Below are 20,959 nucleotides of genomic sequence, written 5' to 3'. Positions count from 1 at the left end.
TTTAGTTTTTCCATGCATGAGTGGCTGCTAACAGCCACTCTGCAAGCGTAGTGTTCTCGCTATCAGGCAAGTTTTTCAATCCCAAATGCTTTGCTGCTTTACGTAACTCCATCAGCGAGTGTTTTTCATCTTGCGTATTGATTTGCGTCGCTAGAGTTTGTTTGCTGAGCTTTTCACCATGCTCATCAAGTACCAAAGGTAGATGTAAATACTCCGGCCTTTGATATCCCAATACCTTTTGTAGGTAAATTTGTCTTGCGGTATTACTCAACAAATCTTCGCCACGCACGATATGGGTGATGCTTTGTTCGGCATCATCAACTACAACAGCTAGCTGGTAGGTAAATAATCCATCGCTTCTGCGTAGTACAAAATCGCCCACTTCCTGATTGAGATTTTGGCTTTGGTGTCCTAGTGCTAAATCCTCAAATTCAATATGGCAATTTTGGGGGAGGGCAATGCGCCAAGCCTTTTTAGAATCCTTAAAAGCTTCAATCGGGTTGCCCATTAAATCAGCAGGTCGGCAAGTGCCGGGATAGACCATTTCTTGATTGCGGGGGGTTTCTATTCCGAGGCTGGCTAGGGTATTGGCAATGGCCTGTCTGGAGCAAGTACAGGCATACAGGCATTCCAAGTCATTTAAGCGCTCTAAAGCCCTCTGGTAAGCCTCTTGGCGCTGGGATTGATGGATGATCTCCTCATCCCAGGAAAGCCCACAGGCGAGCAATTGGGACTGTATTTGCTGGGTTGCTTCGGGGATGCAGCGAGGTGTGTCTAAATCCTCGATTCTGAGCAGCCATTTACCCCCATTTTTACGGGCATCTAGCCAGCTTCCGAGGGCGGCAACCAGGGATCCTGCGTGCAATGGGCCGGTAGGGGAAGGGGCAAATCGCCCGCGATAGCCGCCGGCTGGGGATGGAAGGTTTTTAGGTGTCGACACAGCTAAAATCATCTCATGGCTTTACCCCGTTTTGTACATCTCCGCGTCCATTCCGAGTTTTCGATTACGGATGGAGTCGTTCGCATTGATGATGCGGTCGCCGCCGCTGTCAAAGACGAGATGGGCGCTCTAGCCATCACAGATTTAAGTAATTTATTTGGTTTGGTGCGTTTTTATACGGCCGCTCGCTCTGGCGGTATTAAGCCCATTGCTGGTGCCGACGTTTGGATCAGCAATCCTGCGGATCCAGACCAACCCCATCGTTTATTGCTCTTAGTTCAAAACCATTCTGGTTATCTCAATCTATGTGAGTTGCTCAGTAGAGCTTCCTTAGATAACCAATCACGTGGTCGTGCTGAAGTGGATTCCGCTTGGTTTAGTGAGCCTGCTGCTAAAGCTGAAGATAAAAAAGCCAAGCGAACCTTATCTTATGGATTGATTGCGCTCTCTGGCGCGCGCATGGGTGAAGTAGGAACAGCATTGTTAGCTGGTCAAGAAGATCAAGCGAAGATTGTTGCGAGACGTTATGAAAAGCTGTTCCCAAAATCTTTTTATATTGAGGTTCAGCGCGGCGGCAATCCACAGGACGAGAAGCAACTGCAACTAGCCTGTCATTTAGCAAGTGAACTCGATTTACCGGTAGTGGCAACCCACCCAGTGCAGTTCATGCAGAGAAGTGACTTTACGGCGCATGAAGCCCGTGTTTGTATTGCTGAAGGCGAATTGCTTGGCAATCCACGTCGCACCAAAAAGTTTAATGAAGAGCAGTACTTCTTAACCCAAGAAGAGATGGAAAAACGTTTCGCAGATTTGCCTGCAGCAATTGCAAACTCTGTTGAAATTGCAAAGCGTTGCAATCTCTCTCTAGTGTTGGGTCAGCCACGCTTGCCAGATTTTCCAATACCGCCTGGAATTACTTTAGAAGATTATTTATTGCAACAATCCGAGGTCGGTCTGAAGCGCCATATGGAACGCAACTTCCCGGATGTGGAAGAGCGTGAAAAAGAAATGGCGCGCTACCAAGAGCGTCTCGTATTTGAAGTGAAAACGATTGCTCAGATGGGTTTCCCAGGCTACTTCTTAATCGTGGCGGACTTTATTAACTGGGCCAAGAACAATGGTGTGCCAGTAGGGCCAGGTCGTGGATCTGGTGCGGGCTCTTTAGTGGCCTACTCACTCGGCATTACCGATTTGGATCCACTACGTTACAACTTACTTTTTGAGCGCTTCCTCAATCCAGAGCGGGTATCCATGCCCGACTTCGATATTGACTTCTGCCAACACGGTCGTGACCGTGTGATCCAGTACGTAAAAGATAAGTACGGCAAAGATGCGGTAAGTCAGATTGCTACTTTTGGAACGATGGCTGCCAGAGCGGCGATTCGTGACGTGGGTCGCGTACTTGAGCAAGGTTATAACTTCGTCGATGGCATTGCTAAGCTGGTACCGAATAAGCCAGGTCAGTACATGACCATTGAAATGGCGAAGAAAGAAGAGAAGCAATTAGCCGAACGCGAGAAGAATGAAGATGAAGTACGTCAATTGCTTTCCTTGGCGCAGCAGTTAGAAGGTATGACTCGTAACGTCGGTATGCATGCGGGTGGTGTATTGATCGCCCCAGGACGCCTCACCGATTTCTGCCCTCTCTACACCCAAGAAAGCAAAGATCAAGATAGTAGCTCCGTCATTAGTCAGTTTGATAAAGATGACGTAGAAGCGATCGGCTTGGTGAAGTTTGACTTCTTAGGCTTAACAACGCTCACCATCTTGGCGGCAGCAGAGCGCTGGATTAAAACTTTGCACGCTGATCGCAGAGATTGGAATATCGGCGAGATAGCGCTTGATGATGAAAAAGCATTTGATGTTCTCAAGCGCGCTAATACGGTAGCGGTGTTCCAGCTAGAAAGTCGCGGCATGCAAGGCATGCTTCGTGAGGCTAAGCCCGACCGCTTTGAAGACATTATTGCCTTGGTGGCTTTGTATCGCCCAGGTCCTATGGATTTGATCCCAGACTTTATTGAGCGTAAACACGGTCGCCAAAAAGTCGAATATCCCGATCCACGAATTGAACCAGTTCTGCGTGAGACCTACGGCATCATGGTCTACCAAGAGCAGGTGATGCAGATGGCGCAGATGATTGGCGGCTACTCATTGGGTGGCGCTGATATGTTGCGCCGTGCGATGGGTAAGAAAAAGCCTGAAGAAATGGCGCAGCATCGCAAGATCTTTAGTGATGGCGCAAAAGCTGGCGGTATCTCCGAAGGCAAAGCCAATGAAATCTATGACTTGATGGAACGTTTTGCGGGCTACGGATTTAATAAGTCCCACGCTGCCGCTTACGCACTCTTGGCATATCAAACCGCTTGGCTCAAAGCCTATTACCCCGCAGAATTTATGGCGGCCAACTTATCGCTCGCAATGGATGACACCGATAAGGTGAAGATTCTGTACGACGATTGCTTGGTGAATAACATTCGAGTGTTCTCGCCAGACATTAATACCGGTGTTTATGAGTTCACGCCATTGCGTGCGCCTGATGCAGCCCCAGACTCCCCAATTAGCCATGTCCGTTATGGCCTGGGTGCGGTGCGTGGTACTGGCGAGGCTGCAATTGAATCCATTGTTAAAGCGCGAGAAACTGGCGGGCCATTTAAGGATCTGTTTGATTTCTGTGCTCGTGTAGACCGCAGACAAGTTAATCGCCGTGCAATTGAAGCCTTAATGCGTGCTGGTGCATTTGATAGTCTGTATCGCGACTCCGTTCCTGCAGGTGGCAATCTGTACGACATTCGCTCAACCTTGCTTGCTTCTTTAGCGAGAGCGATTGAAGCTGCCGAGCAAGCTGAGGCTTCTATTCATCAAGTGAGCTTGTTTGAAGTCGCTGGTGAGGAAAATCGCCATCTACCAGAGTTGGTACGCGAGCCTGTTTGGTCTGAAAAGAAACGTCTGCAAGAAGAGAAGAATGCTTTAGGACTTTGTTTAACGGGTCATATGTTTGATGCCTATCGTGACGAGACCTCTCACTTCATTCGCCAACCTTTATCAAAAGTTGCCGAAGGTAAAGATCAGCTGATCGCTGGCATTATCACTTCAGCACGGATGTTGACTGGCCAGCGCGGCCGTATGATGATTGCGACAATTGATGATGGCACTGCGGCCCTGGAAGTCACTTTGTATAGCGAAGTGTATGAGCCTAATCGCTCATGGCTCAAGGAAGATGAGCTCTTGGTCGCTAAAGTGAATGTGACTCCCGATAAGTTCTCAGGTGGTATGCGTATTGTTTCTGAGGCGGTGATGGATATCACTGGCGCACGTATGCGCTTTGCTCGTAACGTTCACGTATGTATTGATAACGCTATTGATATCAAGATGCTCCGCAGCCAAATCAATCCTTACTTGATGGCGAATCGTGTCAGAGATCCTAAGTTAGGAGCAGCTGCTCCAGCTGCGCCAGGCTCAAATGATGGCATGAAGGGTTTAATGTTGACTGCTGCAGTGACAACTAGCGGCGGCGCCTGTTTAATGCAGTTCCCGGAAGAGCTGCGCATCTATCCAGATGATGCTTGCTTACATAGCTTGAACCAAATCTTGGCATCCAAGCAAAAAGATCCTGTACAAGTTCAGTACCACTAAGAATTTTTTTAGTATTGACGCTATTTTAGTTTGCTAGCGCTTTTTGAATTGCTTCAATCACTTGTTTAGGTTCTAGTAGATCTAAACACTCGCTGTAGCTATCTGCTTTATCAAGACAACCGGCTTTACGGCAAGGCACGCATTCACCAGGACCTTGCAAAATGGTGACATTACCCACGGTTTGTGTACGGGCGCGCAATAGATAAGGCTGTTCACCAATGAAGCCATTGGGCCATGGACCAAAGTTGGTTGGCGGGGTAGCGCCAAATAGGGTGATGGTTGGAGTATTGCAAGCTGCCGCTAAATGCGTAATGGACGTATCAACACCAATATATAAAGCAGCGCTCCGAATGAGTGTGCCCGCTTGTGGAATAGATAGCTTACCCGCAGCGTTGATCACTTTATCTTTAATTTCTTGAGCCAATAAAGATATGATGTCGTTATTGAGTTGCACGTCCTGCTTTGCAGGTGAAGCGCTTAATACGATCTGAAAACCTTGATTAACCAACCAGGTAATGAGCTCTTGCCAGTAAGCGAGTGGCCAACGTTTATAAGCAGTCAGAGGTCCTGGATGTATGACGACATAGGGTTGCTTGAGTTCACTGGCGATGACGGGTGTCAAAGGCTCACCTTCAGGAGGCGTCACTGATATCGGCTTGGAGAATAAATCCGCTGGATTTTTAAAGAAGGCTTCTAGAAGGCGCAGCTTTTCTGTAATGACGTGTTGGTTAAAGTAATCAACATCCACAGTGTGCATACAGATGAACTTCTTCCAGGTATTTTGCTTCTCACTCTTGCTACGCTTGTGTTGATCTGCAGAATCTTTACCTTGAGGATGGCCGCCTAAGACGCCCACTCTTCTAAATGCAGCTACTAAGCCGTATAGGTAGGCCCGGTCGCTTGGTTGGGTGACTACTGCCAAGTCGTAACGCTGAAATAGGCGATTAAATAAGGAGAGGTATTCACCAAAACCAGGGCGATCCGAGGTTTCAATGACTTCAGCAATGTCAGGATTGCCGTGCAACATTTCTAACTTGCCGCGATAGCCTAAAAAATGAAATTCTGCTTCTGGCCACAGCTCTCTAGCTTTACTAATGAGAGGCGTTGTTACCAGTACGTCGCCGATTTGCCTAGTGGCAATGAAGAGGACTTTTTTGGGCTTGAGATTCGAGTAAGTAGTCATATTGTTGTGAATTCTTACAGTGCCTTAGCCAAAATCTTCTCACGCACGCGCCGCGCATTCTCAGCGGCATTGCTTTGATCGTTAATTTTATGAAATAGATGCAGGACTTCGGTAGACCAAGAGCCCGATTTACGAGTGATGCCGTGATGCTGCAATCTAAATACAAAGTCGGCATCTTCGTGACCCCAGCCTGTCATGGTTTCATCAAAGCCGTTTATCGCTTCGGCATCCTCTTTCCAGCATGCCATATTGCAACCTTTGATACGGCGCCAAACAAATTTTTTGTAATCACGCCAGGAGCCGTTACCTAGTTTTATTTTAAGAGGCCAGTATTTATTAATGCCTCCGCTAAGGCGCTTGCCTAGTAAGCCTGACGAGAACTTCTGAAAACTCCATTGCGACCAGGTGAGTAATTCTTGGGTGAGGTTTTCATTGAGAAGAATTCTGCTGCCAGTAACCAAAAATCCTTTTTGCGCCAGTTCACGATGTCTTGCCACAAAGTCCGGTTGCACGATACAGTCGCCATCTAAAAATACTAGGTAGTCTCCATGGGCAGCATTAATAGCTTGGTTCAGAATTTTGGTTTTCCGAAAACCTTGATCTTCTTGCCATAGATGCTTGATAGCAGCAGGGTAAGAGCTGCTAAAAGACTCAATCACTTGTTTTGTGCTCTCGGTAGAGCCATCATCTGCAATGATGATCTCAAAGTTCTGATCTGTTTGAGTTGCTAGCGATTCCAGGCAAAGCTTGAGCGCTTGTGGCCAGTTATAAGTGGCCAGCAAAATCGAAATCATTTGTTGGCTTCCTGGTTGAGGTGCCAAAGCTTGATATAGCGATAGTAGGTGCCTTGACCATTAGATATTGCTAGAGCAAATCCTTGCGCCCCATCTAAGAATCCCACGCGAATAATATAAGTGCGAATAAATGCCCATACGCCATGAAGAACAGCTTTCAGAGGGCTACTCGTTTTGCCTTTGGCAAATGCTTGCTCTGCGGATGCGGTGGAATAGCGATCGAGCTTTTGCAGAACTTGAGAGTAGTTCATGAAGCTGTAATGGAGTAGTGGGTTTTCTAGTTTGGCTACCTGACCATTGGGAATGAGACGCTCATGTACCAGGTCATCTGAGAAGCGGGCGGTGCCACGCTTAAAAAGACGATCTACATAGTCGGGGCTCCATCCGGAGTGACGTATAAAACGACCGCAGTACCAAGATAGTCTAGGGATGGCAAAACAGTCCACATGGGCGCTATGGTGAATTGCCGTCAGAATCTCAGATTTGAGGGCTGGAGTTAATCGTTCATCTGCGTCTATAGATAAGACCCATTCCCCGGTTGCAAGGTCTAAAGCACGGTTCTTCTGAGGGCCAAAACCAGGCCAGTCAGATGGCTGGGATATGGTCGCACCATGGTTTTTGGCTATATCTAGCGTGCGATCTGAGCTATTGGTATCTACAACCACGATCTGTTGGGCAATACCCTCCAGGGAGGCCAGACAATCGTCCAAATTGGCCTCTTCATTGCGGGTGATGAGTATGACTGATAAGGTGGGCATAATTCATTATATGAATGCTCAAGACCGTACCTCCTTAAATCGCTTAATTACGTACCTAAAGCCCCATATTGGCTTGATTATTGGGTCCCTTTTGGCTATGGCTGTAGTAGCCGCTGCCGAGACCTCCATTCCAGCCCTGATGAAGCCTTTATTGGATCGCGGTTTTACTGGACAGCTCAATAGCAAGCTTTGGCAAGTGCCAGTTTTCTTGGTGGGCTTGGCTTTGGTGCGCAGCTTGGCACAATTTCTGTCGAGTTATTTGCTAACTAGAGTAATTAACTCTGTGTTGCTGAAATTGCGTGAGCAAATGTTTCAAACACTCTTACATGCCAACACCACATTTTTTCAAAAGAACTCTGCATCTACTTTAATTAATGGCGTGGTATTCGAGGTAAATAATGTGCTTACCGTGATGGGCGGCATGTTAATCAGCTTGGTGCGAGATTCGCTAACCGTAGTAGGTTTGATGGGTTACTTAATCTATTTAAATTGGCAATTGACTTTGGTTGTCTTGATTATTTTCCCGGTGATTGCATTCATCATGAGCAAAATTAATCGTCGACTCAGGTCGCTTAATCGCGAACAACAAACACTTACCAGCGATCTTGCTTATATTGTTGAAGAAGCCGCTGCTGGTTACAAAATTGTTAAGGTGCATGGCGCTGAAGAGTATGAAATGAATCGTTTTAAGCAAAAGGCCGAGCGCGCGCGTCAGTTTGCCTTGAAGTCTGCAGTAGCGGGTGGCTTGAATCAACCCATTACTCAGTTGATTGCCTCCATGGCCTTATCTGTAGTTCTTGTGATTGCCTTGATGCAGTCAGCCGCTGAAGGCACTACAGTTGGGGGTTTTGCGGCTTTCATTACCGCCATGATGTTGGTAATTTCCCCGCTAAAGCACTTGGCCGACATTAATCAACCCCTCCAACGCGGCCTCACTGCAGCAGAGATGATTTTTGGATTAATGGATCAACCTTTTGAAGAGGGTGAAGAACGCAAGCAAAACATGAAGCCACTTGACAAGGCTAAAGGCGGCATTCGTTTCGAGAATGTCGGGTTTGCATATGAGCAGGAGGGTGATCGTAAAGATGCCCTCAGTAATATCAATCTCACCATTAAGCCAGGCGAAGTCATTGCTTTTGTAGGTCCATCCGGTGGCGGTAAATCTACCCTCGTCAACTTATTACCTCGATTCTATAAACCTACTAGCGGACATATTTTCTTGGACGATATTCCAATGGAAGATATTGTGTTGGCTGATGTGCGTCGCCAAATCGCATTTGTGAGCCAGGACGTTATTCTCTTTAACGATACGATTGCTGCTAACGTCGCTTATGGCGCTAGTGATCAAGCTGGCATCGATCGTGGCCGTGTCATGGAGGCCTTAGAGGCTGCCAATTTAAGTGCGCTCATTAAAGAGTTGCCAGAAGGGATTGATTCCCTGATAGGTGATAACGGCAATCGCTTATCTGGCGGGCAGCGCCAGCGTTTAGCAATTGCGCGCGCAATTTATAAGGACGCCCCGATCTTGATCTTGGATGAGGCAACGTCCGCTTTGGATTCTGAATCTGAACGTCAGGTGCAGGATGCTCTCGAACGATTAATGGCCGGCAAAACTACCTTGGTCATTGCCCATCGCTTATCGACTATTGAGCACGCAGACCGTATTGTGGTGTTAGAGCACGGCAAGATTATTGAAAATGGCTCTCACGAAAATTTGATTAAGCAAGAGGGACTCTATGCCAACTTGCATCGCATTCAATTTTCAAACGCTTAATTAACTAAGAACGATATCGTATTGTTCTTGTCGGAAGCTACCCTCTGCTTGGAGGGTAATGGGTTTGCCAATAAAGTCACCGAGTTGTGCCAAGAATTGATTCTCTTCTTCTAGGAAGAGATCAATGACATCAGGCGCAGCCACAATCCTAAATTCTCTTGGATTAAATTGGCGGTGCTCCCGCACAATCTCACGCAAAATCTCGTAGCAAATCGTTTGTGCAGTTTTAACCTCACCCTTACCAAGGCAGGTAGCACAAGGCTCGCAGGTAATATGAGCTAAAGATTCACGGGTACGTTTGCGCGTCATCTCTACCAAACCTAAAGCGGAGAAGTCGCTCACTGAGGTGCGCGCATGATCGCGCTCAAGATTGCGCTTAAGTTCATGCAGTACAGATTCTTGATGGTCTTTGCCAATCATGTCGATGAAATCAATAATGATGATTCCACCTAGATTGCGTAAGCGTAGCTGTCGAGCGATTGCTTGGGCTGCCTCTAAATTCGTTTTAAAGACAGTGTCATCAAGATTGCGTGCACCGACATAGCTGCCAGTATTCACATCAATCGTTGTCATAGACTCTGTTTGATCAATCATCAGATAGCCGCCCGACTTGAGGTCAACTCTGCGACCCAGCGCCTTATTAATCTCTGCATCGACATCAAATAAATCAAAGAGGGCGCGCTCGCCACGATGTAATGTCAGCTTGCCCAATAGATTGGGCATATAAGAATTAGTAAATGCTTTGAGCTTCTCGAAATTCTCAGCCGAATCCACGCGGATCTGGGTGGTTTCTTCTCCGGCCACATCCCGTAATACTCGTTCAGCCAAGCTAAGGTCTTGATAGAGTAAGGTGGGCGCGGGATTGTGTTTCATGGCCGCATGGATGTTGTCCCAGGTGGTGCGTAGGTAAAGCATGTCATGCTGCAGTTCAGTGTCTGAGGCATCCTGAGCACTCGTGCGAACAATAATCCCACCTTTTTCATCAGCGGCCATCAAGCTGGCGAGACGAGTCTTGATGGCTTCGCGCTCCTCAGGTTGGTCGATTCGCTGAGAAACGCCAATATATTTTTCGGTAGCGGTATCACTACCTGCTGGAGGAAGGTAAACCAAATTCCGCCCAGCAATACTTAATTGAGTTGTAAGACGTGCACCTTTTGTACCTAAAGGATCTTTGAGTACCTGAACTAAAAGTGTTTGACCTTCAAACAATAACTTTTCAATTTGCGCTTGGGGATTGTTTTGGGTGATATCTGCTACGTGCATAAAAGCAGTGCGCTCTAAGCCAATTTCAATAAACGCTGATTGCATACCAGGTAAGACGCGAACAACTTTTGCTAAATAAATATTGCCCACAATGCCGCGTTGGCGAGTGCGCTCAATTTGCAGCTCCTGAACAGCCCCTTGCTGAATTAAAGCAACCCGCGTTTCTTGCGGAGTGATATTGATCAGTATTTCTTCGTTCATACGCGAGTCAGGCCGGCAATTTCTAGTAATTGTTGGGTTTCATAGATGGGTAAGCCCATGATACCGCTATAACTTCCTTGGATAGAGGGAATAAAAGCACCCCCCAGACCCTGAATGCCATAGGCGCCAGCCTTACCAAAGGGTTCACCGCTGGCGATATAAGCATCAATCTGGGCTGGAGATAGCTCTGCAAATTGCACACGTGATACCTGTACCAAAATCTTGGGTATTTCTGTTGGGGCTAGCGTAACGGCGACAGCGGTTAATACCTCATGTGCTTTGCCGCTGAGCATATTGAGAATCCGCGCAGCATCTGCTGCATCGCTTGGCTTTCCTAAGATTTCACCATCAGGACTGTTGGGCAGGCTAACCGTAGTATCCGCACAAAGAATCGGAGCCCAAGGTAAATTGCTTTTTTGCCAACGAGAGAGTGCCGCTACACTTTTTGCCAAGGTAACTCTTTCAACATACACGCGAGCTTTTTCTTGGGGGAGAGGCGCTTCAATACCTTCACTATCCTCATCGGCGCTTGGTAAAAGCATTTCGAAGCGAACGCCAATTTGTTTTAAGAGTTCTTGGCGACGCGGGCTCTGTGAAGCGAGATAAATAAATGGGCTCACAAGATTACTCCCGATGGTAGGGGTGACCCTGCAGAATGGTCCAAGCGCGATAGAGTTGCTCTACCAGCAGCACTCTAGCCATGGCATGGGGAAGAGTCAGGCTGGAGAGGCGCCACATTGCCTGAGCAGTGGTTTTCAGGCTAGGATCTAAGCCATCTGCGCCACCAATTAAAAAGGTGATATCAAAACCCTCTTGGCGCCAACTGGCCAACTGAGTCGCTAAGTTTTGAGTAGTTTGGTCTTTGCCGCGCTCATCTAAGGCAATGACTCTTGATCCCTTCGGAATGGCGGCAGCAATTTTGACGGCCTCTTTAGCAGGCGTCAGGTCTGGTTTGATTTCTTTGATTTCAATGCTGCAGTCTGCAGGCATTCTTTTAATGTAGTCATGGGTTGCTGTTGCAACCCAATCAGGCATCTTATGACCAACTGAAACAATGGTGAGGCGCATCGATGCTTTTAACGACGAAGTTATTCGTCGTCGTCTTCAGATTCGCTAGCTTTGGCAAGACCTTTGCTACCAGCCAATTTCACGCGTACAGGTTTAGCACCCCACATGCCTTCTAGCTGATAGTAAGAGCGCAGCATCGGTTGCAAAATGTGCACAACGATATCGCCGCAATCAACCAATACCCATTCACCAGTTTCCAAGCCTTCAATAGAGATGACTTCGCCACCTTTAGCGTTTACCTCTTCTTTAACGGACATTGCTAAAGAGCGGGTTTGGCGATTGCTTGAACCGGTGGCAATAATGACCCGGTCAAATAATTCACTTAATTTGGTAGTGTCGTAGACGCGAATATCTTGCGCCTTCACATCTTCTAGAGCATCAATCACGACGCGTTGTAATTTACGTAAGTCCATATTTTCTCGACAATAATTTTTGTATTTAGGGTGATCTTAGCTTGATTACTGATACAAGCCCAGATTTGTAATGATTTCTAGGGTGTGGGTTGGAATTTGCTCAGACGCTATGGCGCTTCTGGAGCTGGATTTAAGGCGATCTCTTAACTCGGTAGAGGATAAGTCGACATTGAGGCTTTCATCGATATATATGAGGCCTGCAGCGCATTTTTCAAGAGCGGCAGCATCCTTTGTCTGATGTTCTTGCAGAAATTGACCCACTTCAGAGCTGATTTGCTCCTTTAAATCATGATGAGGTCTCGTGGCTACGGCAAAATTCACGTATTGACTGAGCTTTTCCCAGGAGTTCCAGCTAGGTAGTGCAACCAAGGAATCTGCTCCCATGAGCCAAGTTAGGCTAGCATCCACCCCAAATCGCTCGCGCAGTGCTTTCACAGTATCAATGGCATAACTTGGACCGGCACGATCAATTTCTATGCGATCAATTCCCACCTGAGTCGATATCTTTAAATACAAAAACGCACGAGCTAAATCAATACCAGCAGCTTCAGTCAATCTAAAACGCATTTCTGCTGATGTGATGCAGGTGCCTTTTTGCCATGGCTCACCACTAGGTATCAGTAGGAGCGCATCCAAGCGGAGTAGCTTGGCAAAATGCGTAGCTAGTTTGAGGTGGCCAACATGAGGAGGGTCAAACGTGCCACCCAGAATGCCAATTTTTTTAATAGCGCTCAATGATAGATGCTCACGCTAGCCAATCGCGTGGCTTGAGGTAGTAGTCATACAGCTTAGCTTCTGGTGTGCCAGGCTTAGGTTGCCAGTTGTACCACCACTGAACCACAGGAGGCATTGACATCAAAATGGATTCGGTACGGCCACCAGAGTGCAAACCAAAGATGGTGCCACGATCAAAGATGAGGTTGTATTCCACATAGCGGCCACGGCGATATTCTTGGAAAGCCTTTTCTTCAGGAGTAAAGCTATCTTGATAGCGGCGCTGCACAATCGGCAGGTAAGCATTAATGAATGCATCACCCACTGCGCGAGTCATCGCAAAGCTCTTTTCAAAACCGAGTTCATTAAAGTCGTCAAAGAAAACGCCGCCAATACCGCGTGGCTCTTCACGATGCTTTAAGTAGAAGTATTCATCACACCACTTCTTAAAGCGGGGATAGAGTTCTTCACCAAAAGGATCTAAGGCATCTTTAGCAGTTTGATGAAAGTGTTTGCAGTCTTCATCAACGCCGTAATAGGGTGTGAGATCAAAGCCACCGCCAAACCACCAAACTGGTTCTTTGTCAGGGGCTTGCGCAATAAAGCAGCGCACATTCATATGTGTAGTCGGTACTTTGGGGTTATTTGGGTGAAACACCAAAGAGACGCCCATTGCTTCAAAGCTGCGGCCCGCTACCTCTGGACGATGATGCGATGCTGAGGGTGGCATTTGATCACCGCGAACGTGTGAGAAACCAACGCCACCTTTTTCAAGAATATTGCCGCCATCCAAAATACAGGTGCGGCCATAGCCTTTGAGTTTGCTGTCTTCAGGCTTATGCCATTCATCAGCAACAAAGACTTTGCCATCCAAAGCACTCATTGCAGTGGTGATGCGTTCTTGCAATCCTAAAAAGTAATCTTTTAAGGCGGCAATATCGATTTGGGTGTGTTGATCTGACAAGGTTGCGCTAACTCGATATCGGTTTACTTAATGGCGCGATAGCCAATATCTTTGCGATATTGCATGCCGTCGAACTTAATGTGATTGATGGCTTCGTACGCTTTCTGTTGGGCACCACGGACAGTATCCGCAAGTCCAACAACGCACATCACACGTCCACCAGAAGTGACTACCTTGCCATCTTGCAGTTTTGTGCCAGCATGGAAGGTAATTTGATCTTCAGTATCAGCGGGGATGCCGGTAATGACATCGCCAGCACGTGGAGTATCGGGGTAGTTATGAGCAGCCAGCACTACGCCAAGAGCGGTACGGCGATCCCATTCCAACTCAACCTCATTGAGTGTGCCATCCACAGCATGATCTAAAGCGTTCACGAGATCGCTACGCAGACGCGCCATGATTGGTTGAGTTTCTGGATCACCCATACGGCAATTAAATTCGAGTGTCTTGATCTTGCCATCAGGTGCGATCATCAAGCCTGCATACAAGAAGCCGGTATATGGAATGCCATCTGCTTTCATGCCATTCACAGTTGGCATGATCACTTCACGCAAAGCGCGTGCATGGATTTCTGGAGTAACCACTGGAGCAGGGGAGTAAGCACCCATACCACCAGTGTTAGGGCCCTGATCCGCATCAAGTAGCCGTTTGTGATCCTGGCTTGTTGCCAAAGCTAAAACGTTTTTGCCATCAACTAAAACAATGAAGCTAGCTTCTTCACCGGTGAGGAATTCCTCAATCACTACACGGGCACCAGCATTACCTAATTTGTTATCAGCCAACATCATGTCCACTGCGGCATGTGCTTCTTCGAGACTCATGGCAACGACTACGCCTTTGCCTGCCGCAAGGCCATCAGCCTTAATCACAATCGGTGCACCTTTAGCATCAATGTAAGCATGAGCTTCTAAAGCGCTAGAAAAAGTTTGGTAATCCGCAGTCGGAATGCCATGACGCTTCATAAAGGCTTTAGAGAAGTCTTTAGAGGACTCTAATTGAGCAGCCAATTGGGTTGGCCCAAAAATACGCAATCCATTATTGCGGAACACATCTACGATGCCGGCGGCAAGTGGCGCCTCAGGACCCACAACTGTCAGGTGAATTTTCTCGCGCTTAGCAAAATCAGCAAGTTCTTGTAACCCAGTGATCGGCAGATTCTCAATACCTGCAGCAGTCTGTTTGGCAGTGGCTGTACCGCCATTACCCGGCGCAACATAGACTGTTTGTACTTGTGGGGATTGAGCCAGCTTCCAAGCTAGCGCATGTTCGCGTCCGCCGGATCCGATAAGTAGAATTTTCATAACAAGCTATCTATTATTTAAATGAGGTAATTAAAAAATTAAATTCAGAAATCAAAGTTCAGCGTTCGTAAAGACTTCTTGAACGTCATCCAAGTTCTCAAGTGCATCCAGCAATTTCTGCATGCTTTCTGCTAGCTCGCCTTCAAGAGCAATCTCAGTCTCAGGGCGCATAGCAACCGTTGCCAGCTCAGGCTTGAGACCTGCTTGGCTAATAGCATCTTGTACTTTCGAGAAATCCGGAACAGGGCATAACACTTCTAAAGATCCATCATCATGAGTGATGACATCTTCAGCACCAGCATCTAACGCAACTTCCATGAGTTGATCTTCGCTAGTGCCAGGAGCAAACAACATTTGGCCGCAGTGTTTGAATAAGAAAGCAACCGAACCCTCCGTACCCATGTTGCCACCATTTTTATTAAACGCATGACGAACTTCTGCAACGGTACGAGTGCGGTTATCGGTTAAGCAATCAACGATGATGGCAGCGCCATTCATGCCGTAACCCTCATAACGAATCTCTTCGTAGTTCACGCCCTCAAGTGAGCCAGTGCCGCGCTGAATTGCTCGTTGCACGTTGTCATTGGGCATATTTGAGTCTTTGGCCTTATCAATCGCCAAACGCAAACGTGGGTTAGTGGCAACGTCGCCGCCGCCTAATTTGGCGGCTACGGTAATTTCTTTAATGAGTTTGGTCCAAATCTTGCCGCGTTTTTCGTCCTGACGACCTTTGCGGTGCTGAATATTGGCCCATTTCGAATGGCCGGCCATACGGGTAAGTCCTTTTAATAATTTGGCTAGAAGACCTCATTTTAAGGGGTTCTAGACCCAAGGTAGGGGGTATCTGACCATTTTTTGTTACACTCTCATGTCTTAGCAGTAACAAAGTAGCAAAGTAAGCAGAATTTCCACTGCAAACACCTGCCTCGGTGATGGAATTGGTAGACGTGCCGGACTCAAAATCCGGTGCCGCAAGGCGTGGCGGTTCGAGTCCGCCCCGAGGCACCATCTTTAGTCACTTAAGCGTGGCCCTGACTGCACTCCAGTCATACTTCCTTATTTATCCCCAACAGCCCATTTGTTGAAAATTGACCAGCTTGAGCTTTGGATGTCAGGTGGCCCCGTTAAATTCACAGACTTCTGAGATCCGCCGCCCGCTGTAAAAATAGACGGATAGTATTTTGCAGCGTTGATATCGTTTATGCCGCTAATGCGCCATGCATACAAAGCTGCACCTAAATAATTTACTTGCTGGCTGGTTTGTTTCTTTGCGGCAGTAATTGCTTGCAATGAAGTTAAAAAATAATCGTTTAATGGCGTGGTATTCGTAAAGAGGTAGCAATTATTAGCCCCAAGGAAGGTATCAATGCTGTAGCCCGGATCAATCATTGCTGTGAGAACAGTATTTGTTACCTTGTTGTCCCGGGGAATGCCACTGCAGAGGCCTTGAGAATTAGCGGTTATTCCCGGTACGTTCAGAATGGGATTGACATAGTTATTGGGCGGGGGGTAGTTGTAGGACATCTCAAAATCCCAAATAGTGCTCGTTGCACTTGCGGGGACTACAAACATGACTGATTGCCCGGGGGCCTGAATATTGGTGAGAGTCCCCGCTGCCACATTATTTACGGATTTAGTATATGGCGATGCCAGTTGATCGGGGTTGTAAGCGGTCGAAGTATGCACAGCTGGATCAGAGTTATCCAAGTCATATAGTGGTTGCATAAACACAATATTGGTATATGTTGAATACAAAGCTTTGGCACTCGTTGGCGCGTCAAATAAAAATAAGTATTTCTTACCTCCCGCAAGAATTCGGGCTAGTTCGCCAAAAAAGAACTCCTCTTTTTGTTGGCCCACAGTTGTATTGGGAGCGGCTGGAGTTTGGTTAGAGCCATTAATGGATTTCTCATTATCAATTGCCAGACCATAAACACTTGGATCTTTAAGAATTGTTTGGGCAAGGGCTGTAGCTATAGTGGTAATTTCCGCAGAGGTGGCTGTTGACATGAAAGCGGGAAAACTATCGTCCGCATACTCGGCCACTGGCACAACTTTTAACGGCGCATTTTTATTAATGCCGGCGTAATACGCAGTAGCTGATTCGCCTGTAACACAAGGCCCTAGCGCGCCTGTATACATAGTTGGATTAATTTGAGGTAGCGCATAGTAGGCGATTTTTGGCACAGAGGAATCTGATGGACATTGATCGCTAATCAATGCAGGGGTTGATCCGTTGCTTTTATATCCCACCGAGAGGGATATAAAGGTTGCAAATACATACTCAATGTTTGCATCTGGATTTGCAGGCAAATCTACCGCTAGGGATGGTGACTGTGGCGGATTCATCGTTCCATAGTAGTAATCCGTTGCCACACTGTAATTCCAGATGCCATTACCCTTTAATGGTTGCGATGTTGCATCTGTATACATGTAAGAGACTAAATCTCTTTTTTTGACTGATGGGTCTGATGTGCTGCCAGCGTTGCTGCCAGCGGTGCTGCTGCTATCGCCCCCACAAGATGCCAGAAGACACAGGGATAGTGCTGTAAGACTGTATTTAATAAGCTTCTTGCTAAGAGGGCATGGATTCATTGGCTCATATTAATCTTATTTATGGGGATATGAGGGGCTAGATCTCATAAGTCTCAGATTCATTCGACATTGCCTGCTCAACAATCTTCTTGGTGAGTGTGGGTGAAAAGAGTTCGATGAAGGTGTATACAAATGAGCGCAAGTAAGCACCTTGCTTAACTCCCAAATGAGTCACATTGTTTCCAAACAAGTGCCCCGCAGGAATCACCTTCAGATTGCGATCTCGATCAGGGTCATATGCATGGCCTGCAACGATGCCGATACCCATGCCGGTCTCGACATAGGTTTTAATCACGTCAGCATCAATTGCTTCCAAAATAATGTCAGGCGTAATGTTTCTCTGTGCAAAGGCTGCATCAATCTTGCTGCGACCCGCGAATGCTTTGTCGTAAGTAATGATGGGGTACTTGGCGATCTCTTCTAGCGTTAGCGTTGCTTGGTTGAGTAGTGGATGGCTGAGCGGCACCATCAATACGTGATGCCATTGATAGCCTGGTAGGGCGAGCACGCCAGGAGTATTGGCGATGCCTTCAGTTGCAATCGCAATGTCTGCGCGATCATGCGTGAGTAATTCTGCAATTTGACCTGGGCTACCCTGCTGAATGCTGACCTTCACCTTTGGAAAGCGTTTAGTAAATTCAGTAAGCACTTTAGGTAGGGCATAACGCGCTTGCGTGTGGGTGGTGGCGATTACGAAACTACCTTGATCTTGGCTAGCAAAATCTTTGCCTACTCGTTTTAGTGTTTCCACTTCATCTAGGATGCGCTCAATCGAGCTCAAAATCCGTTTACCTGGCTCCGTAAGGGAGCGAATGCGTTTGCCATGACGGCGGAAGATCTCAACGCCCAACTCATCTTCTAGCTCGATGATGGCCTTGGATACCCCCGGTTGGGATGTAAACAGCGCTTTGGCAGCGGTTGTTAAGTTGAAGTTTTGTCTAACGGCTTCCCGTACAAAACGGAATTGATGAAGATTCATGGGGATTCCTATCTATATATCAACAAAGATATAGGAATCACATTCTAAATTATTTTTGGGTATTAAGCCTTTGAAACCCAGCGCAATCCAACAAGGGCTAATAGGAAATACAGCAAAGGCGGCGTAAGAGCCGTGATCAGGGACGGCCAGGAGCCCAAAAGTCCTACGTTTGAGAATAGGGAGTTAAAGAGCTGGAAGCTCATACCCAGCATGATGCCGCCGAACACCTTAATCCCAACGCTACCAGCTCGCACCTTTAAGTAAGCAAAGGGAAGCGCCAATGTGAGCATTACGAAAATGGTGAATGGGTAAATAACTTTTTTCCAAAAAGCAATCGAATGCCTATGCGCATCTTGCTTGTTATCGCGCAGATGGGAGATGAAGCGACCCAAACTCATAATCGACATTTTTTCAGGACTGATTAAAAGCACGCTCAAAATTTGGGGTGTGACTTCAGATTCCAAAGTGAGGATTGGATGAGTAAAAGTCTGCGCAGAAAAAACAGGATTAAGCGGGTCTGATTGTTTGGTTTCCTTGAAGCGCGTTTCTGTTACATCATTTAGAACCCAGACACCTGTCTCATCAAACTGTCCTGACACTGCACTACGAATGGAGAGGAGATGATAGGTGTCATCAAACTCATACATACGGATATTGTGAATCTCATTGTCCTTGTCAACCTTACCAACGTTGACGTAGCGGACCCCTGGGCGAACCGGGCCACTACCATCCTCATCACGCAAGCGATCTTTTACCCAGACACCAGTTCTAAATTGAGATGAGTATGCTGAGCCCATGGCTTTCATGCGAATCTGATCAGACTTGGCTTCTGTGTAAGGCCCAACCCACTCACTCATGATGAGTGTGAGTGCAATTAGTGGAATGGAGATTTTCGTTAGCGTAATGAGTCCGCGTCTCACATCTAGGCCGGCGATACGCAAGATGGTGAACTCAGACTGGCTAGCTAGCATCGCAAATACATAAATACTGCCAATCAAGCCTGCAATCGGAATGATTTCGGAAATGCGACTTGGTGCCTTTAGGAGTACGTGAAGTAGGGCTAAGGGGAGTGTGTAAGCCCCTTGTACTGAACCAAGCTCGCTCAAAATATCAAAGAACAAAAACAATGCCACCAATGCAAAGAGAATGAAGCCAAAGGCAGCATAAATCTGCTTGGCTAAATAGCGCTCATAGATGAAGGGGAAGAGCAGCTTCATTTTTTAACTATTGAGGCTGGCAACTGACGGAGCCACCACTTAAGTGAGGGATTGATACGATTGCGAATTAAGACTGTTGCAATCAAAAGGGCAAGTAAATGTATTGGCCAAATTGCTACAAAAACACTAACCTTACCTTGTGAAACAAAATTTTGCGTCAGGTTCAGCAGGTTGCTATAAATCAGGTAAATTAATACCGCGTAGAACATAGCTGTGTAATTGCCGAGACGCGGGTTTACGTAGGCAAGTGGTATGGCAATTAGCACTAAACCCAAAGCCATCAAAGGCAAACCAACGCGCCAAAGTAATTCAGCGCGATTAGGGTTCATAGAAGCTGGATTGGAGTCATTGAGAAGTTCTGTAATAGTCTTCTCGCGATCACGTGGCGCAGGGGCTAATGCTTCTTTACTGCGAATCTTGGTGCTGTATTCATTAAATTCGAGAATTCTAAAATCGGGCTGAGTGGGTTGCCCCTCATAGCGTCGGCCGTTATTGAGAACGATAGACTTTTCTCCACCCTCCGAATTTTGGATATAGCCAGTAGAGGACACCGCAATGCTCAAGCGACCATTCTTAGAGTCCGCTACGAAGATATTTTTTACTTCACTCTTATCTACATCGAGCTCTTCAATAAAGAAGACGCGTTCTGCTTTTGCAGATTCTTTAAATTGCCCAGCGCTCACCATTGACACATCATCGCGTTGTTGAAAGCGTTGACTGATTAAAGTAGATTCACGATTTGCCCACGGCCAAACAAATAGAGCAAGCAAGGCAATCACAATAATGAGTGGTGTAGCGAATTGCAAAATAGGGCGAATGAGATTGGTGACGCTCAAGCCGCTTGCAAACCAAACGATCATTTCGGAATCTTTGTACCAGCGGACTAAAACAATGAGGGTCGCCACAAACAATGAGACCGTTAAAAGAACGGCGAGATAACCTAAAGTGGCTAAGGCAATTAATACGAGTGCATCCTCAGGATTGACTGCTCCGTTGGCGGCGTAGCCCAAGATTCGGATAACCAGAGTGGTCACCATGATGGTGACTAAGACTAAAAACACCCCGCCAGTCGTAAAACTGAGTTCGCGGCGGAGGGCCTGTTTAAAAATCATGAAAAATAAGGGTCTGGATTCGTGGGGTTATTAGGGACTATAAATGGCTT

The 20,959-nt window shown here is 46.9% G+C and carries 17 protein-coding genes, 1 tRNA gene and 1 pseudogene; 3 read left to right on the top strand and 16 right to left on the bottom strand.

Annotated elements, in window-relative coordinates; translation table 11 throughout:
- Window position 1: 1 nt before the first annotated feature.
- Complete coding sequence (gene gluQRS / locus ICN10_RS01410) at window positions 2-952, bottom strand: tRNA glutamyl-Q(34) synthetase GluQRS (RefSeq protein ID WP_216211656.1); 951 nt, start codon at window positions 950-952, stop codon at window positions 2-4.
- A 3-nt stretch (window positions 953-955) separates the two neighbouring features.
- Here gluQRS and dnaE point away from each other — a divergent pair, with 3 nt between their 5' ends.
- Window positions 956-4,573, top strand: a complete 3,618-nt coding sequence (dnaE, locus tag ICN10_RS01405; RefSeq protein WP_216211653.1) for a DNA polymerase III subunit alpha — start codon at window positions 956-958, stop codon at window positions 4,571-4,573.
- 25 nt (window positions 4,574-4,598) lie between these two features.
- Here the strand turns inward: dnaE and ICN10_RS01400 are convergent, their stop codons facing one another.
- From ICN10_RS01400 to ICN10_RS01390, 3 genes are read right to left on the bottom strand one after another with little or no spacing between them, the layout of a single operon-like run.
- Window positions 4,599-5,756, bottom strand: coding sequence for a glycosyltransferase family 9 protein (locus ICN10_RS01400; protein ID WP_216211650.1), 1,158 nt, complete (start codon window positions 5,754-5,756; stop codon window positions 4,599-4,601).
- A gap of 14 nt (window positions 5,757-5,770) precedes the next feature.
- A complete protein-coding gene (locus ICN10_RS01395; protein ID WP_216211647.1) occupies window positions 5,771-6,550 on the bottom strand; it encodes a glycosyltransferase family 2 protein in 780 nt (259 codons plus the stop codon).
- Entirely contained in the window at window positions 6,547-7,308 is a 762-nt protein-coding gene (locus tag ICN10_RS01390) for a glycosyltransferase family 2 protein (protein ID WP_216211643.1), read from the bottom strand. The genes ICN10_RS01395 and ICN10_RS01390 overlap by 4 nt, the downstream gene beginning before the upstream one ends.
- Window positions 7,309-7,318: 10 nt before the next feature.
- On the opposite strand from ICN10_RS01390, the gene msbA reads away from it, so the two are divergent.
- A complete protein-coding gene (gene msbA / locus ICN10_RS01385) occupies window positions 7,319-9,082 on the top strand; it encodes a lipid A export permease/ATP-binding protein MsbA (protein ID WP_216211640.1) in 1,764 nt (587 codons plus the stop codon).
- Here the strand turns inward: msbA and rng are convergent, their stop codons facing one another.
- The 8 genes and pseudogenes from rng to ICN10_RS01345 all read right to left on the bottom strand — a co-directional run bounded on the left by rng (window position 9,083) and on the right by ICN10_RS01345 (window position 15,777).
- Window positions 9,083-10,546, bottom strand: coding sequence for a ribonuclease G (gene rng / locus ICN10_RS01380; protein ID WP_216211637.1), 1,464 nt, complete (start codon window positions 10,544-10,546; stop codon window positions 9,083-9,085). It lies immediately after the preceding gene.
- Complete coding sequence (locus ICN10_RS01375; protein WP_216211634.1) at window positions 10,543-11,166, bottom strand: Maf family nucleotide pyrophosphatase; 624 nt, start codon at window positions 11,164-11,166, stop codon at window positions 10,543-10,545. Before ICN10_RS01375 ends, rng begins: the two co-directional genes overlap by 4 nt.
- Window positions 11,167-11,170: 4 nt before the next feature.
- Window positions 11,171-11,614, bottom strand: a complete 444-nt coding sequence (rlmH, locus tag ICN10_RS01370) for a 23S rRNA (pseudouridine(1915)-N(3))-methyltransferase RlmH (RefSeq protein ID WP_068323912.1) — start codon at window positions 11,612-11,614, stop codon at window positions 11,171-11,173.
- A 23-nt stretch (window positions 11,615-11,637) separates the two neighbouring features.
- A pseudogene (rsfS, locus tag ICN10_RS01365) lies at window positions 11,638-12,027 on the bottom strand (ribosome silencing factor); the annotation flags it as partial.
- 45 nt (window positions 12,028-12,072) lie between these two features.
- Window positions 12,073-12,762 (bottom strand): nicotinate-nucleotide adenylyltransferase, encoded by a 690-nt coding sequence (locus ICN10_RS01360; RefSeq protein ID WP_216211630.1) that lies wholly within the window; start codon window positions 12,760-12,762, stop codon window positions 12,073-12,075.
- Window positions 12,763-12,772: 10 nt separating this feature from the next.
- Window positions 12,773-13,684 (bottom strand): oxygen-dependent coproporphyrinogen oxidase, encoded by a 912-nt coding sequence (gene hemF / locus ICN10_RS01355; RefSeq protein WP_216215094.1) that lies wholly within the window; start codon window positions 13,682-13,684, stop codon window positions 12,773-12,775.
- Window positions 13,685-13,728: 44 nt separating this feature from the next.
- Complete coding sequence (gene purD, locus ICN10_RS01350; RefSeq protein WP_216211627.1) at window positions 13,729-15,006, bottom strand: phosphoribosylamine--glycine ligase; 1,278 nt, start codon at window positions 15,004-15,006, stop codon at window positions 13,729-13,731.
- A 51-nt stretch (window positions 15,007-15,057) separates the two neighbouring features.
- Entirely contained in the window at window positions 15,058-15,777 is a 720-nt protein-coding gene (locus ICN10_RS01345; RefSeq protein ID WP_216211623.1) for a YebC/PmpR family DNA-binding transcriptional regulator, read from the bottom strand.
- Between the two features lie 152 nt (window positions 15,778-15,929).
- Here ICN10_RS01345 and ICN10_RS01340 point away from each other — a divergent pair.
- A tRNA-Leu gene (locus tag ICN10_RS01340) sits at window positions 15,930-16,014 on the top strand.
- A gap of 48 nt (window positions 16,015-16,062) precedes the next feature.
- On the opposite strand, the gene ICN10_RS01335 is transcribed toward ICN10_RS01340, so the two are convergent.
- From ICN10_RS01335 to lptF, 4 genes are all read right to left on the bottom strand, one after another.
- The gene (locus tag ICN10_RS01335; protein ID WP_216211620.1) at window positions 16,063-17,439 is read right to left on the bottom strand and encodes a hypothetical protein; all 1,377 of its coding nucleotides are present in this window, start codon (window positions 17,437-17,439) and stop codon (window positions 16,063-16,065) included.
- A gap of 199 nt (window positions 17,440-17,638) precedes the next feature.
- A complete protein-coding gene (locus ICN10_RS01330; protein WP_068323897.1) occupies window positions 17,639-18,580 on the bottom strand; it encodes a CysB family HTH-type transcriptional regulator in 942 nt (313 codons plus the stop codon).
- A 62-nt stretch (window positions 18,581-18,642) separates the two neighbouring features.
- The gene (gene lptG, locus ICN10_RS01325; protein ID WP_216211616.1) at window positions 18,643-19,797 is read right to left on the bottom strand and encodes an LPS export ABC transporter permease LptG; all 1,155 of its coding nucleotides are present in this window, start codon (window positions 19,795-19,797) and stop codon (window positions 18,643-18,645) included.
- Window positions 19,794-20,909: an LPS export ABC transporter permease LptF gene (gene lptF / locus ICN10_RS01320; protein ID WP_216211613.1), complete on the bottom strand. Its 1,116-nt coding sequence runs from the start codon at window positions 20,907-20,909 to the stop codon at window positions 19,794-19,796. The genes lptG and lptF overlap by 4 nt, the downstream gene beginning before the upstream one ends.
- Window positions 20,910-20,959 lie beyond the last annotated feature (50 nt).

The sequence above is a fragment of the Polynucleobacter sp. 86C-FISCH genome, assembly GCF_018882415.1.
GTDB lineage: Bacteria > Pseudomonadota > Gammaproteobacteria > Burkholderiales > Burkholderiaceae > Polynucleobacter.
The sequence above is the reverse complement of the archived record's forward strand: the minus strand, read 5'-3'. Positions and strand labels throughout refer to the sequence as shown.

Coding starts and splice junctions, on each gene's coding strand:
- rlmH (WP_068323912.1), bottom strand. CDS start 11,614: ATGCGCCTCACCATTGTTTCAGTTGGTCATAAGATGCCTGATTGGGTT.
- ICN10_RS01335 (WP_216211620.1), bottom strand. CDS start 17,439: ATGTATACAGATGCAACATCGCAACCATTAAAGGGTAATGGCATCTGG.
- ICN10_RS01395 (WP_216211647.1), bottom strand. CDS start 6,550: ATGATTTCGATTTTGCTGGCCACTTATAACTGGCCACAAGCGCTCAAG.
- msbA (WP_216211640.1), top strand. CDS start 7,319: ATGAATGCTCAAGACCGTACCTCCTTAAATCGCTTAATTACGTACCTA.
- purD (WP_216211627.1), bottom strand. CDS start 15,006: ATGAAAATTCTACTTATCGGATCCGGCGGACGCGAACATGCGCTAGCT.
- dnaE (WP_216211653.1), top strand. CDS start 956: ATGGCTTTACCCCGTTTTGTACATCTCCGCGTCCATTCCGAGTTTTCG.
- rng (WP_216211637.1), bottom strand. CDS start 10,546: ATGAACGAAGAAATACTGATCAATATCACTCCGCAAGAAACGCGGGTT.
- ICN10_RS01330 (WP_068323897.1), bottom strand. CDS start 18,580: ATGAATCTTCATCAATTCCGTTTTGTACGGGAAGCCGTTAGACAAAAC.
- gluQRS (WP_216211656.1), bottom strand. CDS start 952: ATGATTTTAGCTGTGTCGACACCTAAAAACCTTCCATCCCCAGCCGGC.
- ICN10_RS01400 (WP_216211650.1), bottom strand. CDS start 5,756: ATGACTACTTACTCGAATCTCAAGCCCAAAAAAGTCCTCTTCATTGCC.
- lptG (WP_216211616.1), bottom strand. CDS start 19,797: ATGAAGCTGCTCTTCCCCTTCATCTATGAGCGCTATTTAGCCAAGCAG.
- ICN10_RS01390 (WP_216211643.1), bottom strand. CDS start 7,308: ATGCCCACCTTATCAGTCATACTCATCACCCGCAATGAAGAGGCCAAT.
- ICN10_RS01345 (WP_216211623.1), bottom strand. CDS start 15,777: ATGGCCGGCCATTCGAAATGGGCCAATATTCAGCACCGCAAAGGTCGT.
- lptF (WP_216211613.1), bottom strand. CDS start 20,909: ATGATTTTTAAACAGGCCCTCCGCCGCGAACTCAGTTTTACGACTGGC.